The sequence below is a fragment of the Chryseosolibacter indicum genome, from assembly GCF_018598585.1.
GTDB lineage: Bacteria > Bacteroidota > Bacteroidia > Cytophagales > Cyclobacteriaceae > Chryseosolibacter > Chryseosolibacter indicus.
Genome location: NZ_JAHESD010000124.1, coordinates 1 through 4,296, shown reverse-complemented (window position 1 = coordinate 4,296; position 4,296 = coordinate 1). Strand labels below are relative to the sequence as shown.

Genomic DNA, 4,296 nt, shown 5'->3' with positions numbered 1-4,296 from the left:
CCATCCCACGCGGTGCCGGGCTATACACTCCAACATCCAGCACACATCCCACTTCGGTTTCCGTTCCTATCCCTAACGCAAACACTGGTATAAAATTCACTCCTAGATAATCAGCATTAGCGAAGGCAAACCTATAACACCTGCGTCATCCGCCCTGCTACCAACTGCTCGCGATATTGCGTAGGTGTCAACTGAGTTGCTGCCTTAAAAGCAAGGTTAAATGAGGTCACATTGCCAAAGCCACAATCATAAGCAATGCTTGCTATTTTCTCTTTATTAGAATCAGGATCAGCCAGCAGTACTTTCGCTTTCGCAATGCGGTATTGATTCACGAATTCCGAAAAGTTCTTCCCTTCATATTCATTGATAACCTGCGACACATCACGGGCATTAACACCAACCCTTTTGGCAATGTCTTTAAGCGAAAGGTCACTGTCCAGGTAAACGCTTTCTTTTTCAAACAGGTCCTTTACACGTAGCAGAATCTGTTGCGCTGTTACCGAGTCAATGGATGAACTGTTATATTTTTCTAGCGAGAAGACATGTCGTTTCAACAACAAGTAAGAGAAGATGTAAATCAGCAGCGAAAAAAATATCGCCACCAAAACGTAGTAGGGAACAATGCCAATAAATATACCCCCATACATAAACCAGATCAGACTTACCCCTACTACAATGTTTCGATACCAGGGTAGCAGCCGCGTTGTTACAGGCAAGTGCAAAAGATAAGACCAGCAAAGTGCCACGTATACACCCAGGTGTAACATCACAGAGGCATAAAATATTTTGCAGGCTAAGCCACCATCATTGGGAATGACCCCACTTAGAAGTACAAACAAGGCAAACGGAACCATGTGTACGAGCTTGCTCGCCGAGAAATAACGCTTTTCGAAAAGTGCCTTCCCGTACTGCAAAAGTAAAGGTCCGGTTGTCAGCATAAATGCAATAGCAATATTTCGCAACCAAGGTTCAACACCCAAAAACACCAGTAACACCGACTTCCCGATGCGAAGGGCCAGCCCCATCAACATCAACCCCAGCAAAATATTGGTTCTACGGTCTTTCAGGGTTAATAGATAAAAAGATACGAACAGGGCCTGGATTACACCCAGACTGCTAAACAAAAACATTACCTCTTTAGCAAACATTGTTGAGTAAGGATTTTTTTGAATGCCAACATAGCCGTTATGAAGCACTTTAAATATACGGCAACCAGTTAATTTGAATTGTTAAGGAAATGCTAATAAGCTATACAAAATGACAAACCTCCCTTTTTCTTCTTAAAAAACATGTTTTTTAAAGGATCCTGTATCGATTCGCCACATCCTTGCAGGAAAATTTCCTGACATGCAAGTATTCACCCAACCGGCTAACGCCCTCCTGCTATTTTTCTTTTTACTCACTGTTACTGCTGCAAGAAGCCAAAACTCATATACTGTTACAGGTAATGTAACAAGTCGCGATGGCACGGCGCTTATGGGCAATGCCATTGCCCTTTCCCCACGTGACTCTTCCGTATTGCAGGGTGTTTCCTTTCTGGAAGGTAATTTTGAATTGAAAGACTTACCATATGAGGTAATTATCAAGCTAACTTCTATTCAGTTTGCCGATACTGTATTCTCAATCCAGTTTGCGGCTAGCAAGCGCATTGATCTCGGCAAGCTTAAAGTAAAAGACCACCTTCAACTCAACGAAATTGAAATTACGGGCGAGCTACCTCTCTTCGCAACAAGGGCAGATGGTGTAGTGCAAGTAAACGTGGCAAATACAGTACTCGCTAACAGCAGTTCTCTCACGGAAATATTAACACGGGCTCCTGGTGTCACATCCGATGAAAATGGGTTGTCTGTATTTGGAAAAGGCCAGGCCATTCTCTACCTCAATGGCAAACGCATTACAGCAGAACGACTTAATGCCATATCTGCAGCACAGGTAAAGAACATTGAGATTATTAGCAATCCGCCGGCCAGCTTTGATGCCGAAGGACAAGCCGTGATCAACATTGTTACGCACACCCCTACAGAAGATGGCTACCGTGTAACCCTAAACCAACAGTTTAGCTGGTCGAATTTTGCAGACGGCTTGGTAACGCATACGCTCCTCAACGGAAGCTTTAAAAAGGGTCGCCTTGATGTAATTGGAAACGTCGACCGTAAACTAGGCAAAGAGCGGGAATTGCTCAACACCACACGCACACGAAATATAGCAGATGATTACTTGAACTCGAAACTTCGTTGGGATGCCCATCGCGACTTCACAAATGTTTCCAATTACAGCCTCGGCGCCTCTTACAGCTTGAGCAACCACAGCTATCTATCGCTGGAATACAATGGTTTCAGTGAACATGTCGATGAAATATGGCAAAGCGAAAACTATATAACAACAAGCAGTGATGATGGCATATACACATCCAACACCAATCGCGATGGACTTATAAAAAATAACGCAGTCACATTGAATTCTCAAACTTCATTAGATAGCCTGGGTTCTTCGTTGTTCGTTGGTGGTCAATTTTCGAGGTATAACTCAGGTCAGGATGATGCCATTGCCGAATACAATACTGTTGATGATGAAGCAACACGTCGCCCGCTACAAAGCCTTCAGGACGGAACAATTACCATCTATAGTCCGCAGGCAGATTTAGTCAAAGTATTGAAGAATGGCGCGAAGCTCGGCATAGGTGCCAAGCTAAGCCATGCCAATGTTAGTTCTCAACTTATGTTTTACAACAAAGAAAGCGATACACCTGTTGTGGATTCAGAGCGCTCTAACAAATTTTCTTATGAAGAAAATATCCCTGCAGTTTATGCACAATACGAATACACTGCTAATGCCACCACATTCGGCATTGGCTTGCGAAGCGAATGGACCAGTTATACATTACGCACCTCTATTGGCGAACTGGATAAGTACCAATCGCAGTATATACATTTATTTCCGCAAGCGCAGGTCTCCTTCTCAGTATCACCCCAACTTAAGCTACGTGCTAACTATACCTCACGAATCAAACGCCCCCGCTACCAAGCCCTTAGCCCAACACTTATTTACCAGGATGCCTTCACATCAACCGAAGGCAATCCCAACCTGGTACCCGAAAAAGTTCACGCCTTCGAACTCAGTACCACCTGGCGACTACTGGATATTAAAACAGGATATTCTTACGGCACGGATCGTATGGAGGGTGCAGCCCTTCGTGGCAAGGACAATAAAAGCTATGTTCTTACACGCATCAACATAAAGGCAGCTCACTCTTATTTCACATCCGTTTCAGCATCATTCAACACACAATGGTTAACATCGAACAACAGTGCAAGTGTTACCTATGAACGCCTGGTGGATGACAAACATGATTTTGTAAGCCGTACATCAAAACCTCAGATCTATGTTTATACAAATAATAAGATTCGTGTTCGTAACCTTTTTTCAATACAATTATTGGTCTGGTACCTCGGTGAAAAATATTACAGCCTGTATTATGATGAAGATCGGTGGCTTCTAACGCTGGGTATTGAAAAGGAATTTCTGAATAAGGCATTAAGATGTAGTCTCACAGCTAATGACATCTACCATACTACCTATCCTGCAGGAAATTACTTCGTAGGAGGTACAAACATTGTCTACGAACGCAAGTACAATACAAGCTATTTACGCCTGATGGTCACATACTCGTTTGGTCACCTAAAGAGTACAGCATACAAAAACAGATCTACTGGTGAAACGGAGAATAGCCGTGTGCGATAGTTGCTCCTGAAAGTGAAATACATCCTCATACCTTTTGGAAAGGCTGAAGTTAGGCCTAGAACCAGTTTGGTCCCTGGAGAAAATGGAGAATTTGCAGGGGAAATGAAAAACGGTCTGTTTCCTATATTTCCGCGAAGCTTCTCGGTAGCGCGGCGCGGCTACTCCGCTAATTAGGTAGGCTAGCAAAGGGCCCTACAAGTTTTACCTAAAGTGTTTCCGATCATAACACCTTATCTACAGAGTTGAGTGAATAAAAGCACCTAAAAAGCCGGTAAATTGCCCTAAAACTCCCCCTAAACAGTCGATTTAAACTTTAAGGTAACTTCTCGTTCAATTGAATTTTTTCGCCTATTTTTGTCTTCTTATAAAAATTTACCAGAATGAATGCCATATTATTATTTCTAGGTGGAGTTGGCGCACAAGAAATCCTCCTCATTGGTCTTTTTGTTTTAGTTTTCTTTGGTGCCAAGAAAATACCTGATTTCATGAAAGGTCTCGGAAAAGGCGTTCGTGAGTTTAAGGATGCTGTAAAAGATGTGAAGAATGAAGTAGAAG

At 42.9% G+C, this 4,296-nt stretch carries 3 protein-coding genes; 2 read left to right on the top strand and 1 reads right to left on the bottom strand.

The genetic code is table 11. From position 1 onward, the window contains the following. Nucleotides 1-131: 131 nt before the first annotated feature. Nucleotides 132-1,148 carry a helix-turn-helix domain-containing protein gene (locus KK060_RS24525; protein WP_254157870.1) on the bottom strand — a complete coding sequence of 339 codons (1,017 nt, stop codon included), beginning with the start codon at nucleotides 1,146-1,148 and terminating at the stop codon, nucleotides 132-134. 199 nt (nucleotides 1,149-1,347) lie between these two features. Here KK060_RS24525 and KK060_RS24520 point away from each other — a divergent pair, with 199 nt between their 5' ends. Beyond that, nucleotides 1,348-3,741, top strand: coding sequence for an outer membrane beta-barrel family protein (locus KK060_RS24520; protein WP_254157868.1), 2,394 nt, complete (start codon nucleotides 1,348-1,350; stop codon nucleotides 3,739-3,741). A 380-nt stretch (nucleotides 3,742-4,121) separates the two neighbouring features. Next, a partial coding sequence (locus KK060_RS24515) for a Sec-independent protein translocase subunit TatA/TatB (protein WP_254157872.1) occupies nucleotides 4,122-4,296 on the top strand: 175 nt, incomplete at its 3' end.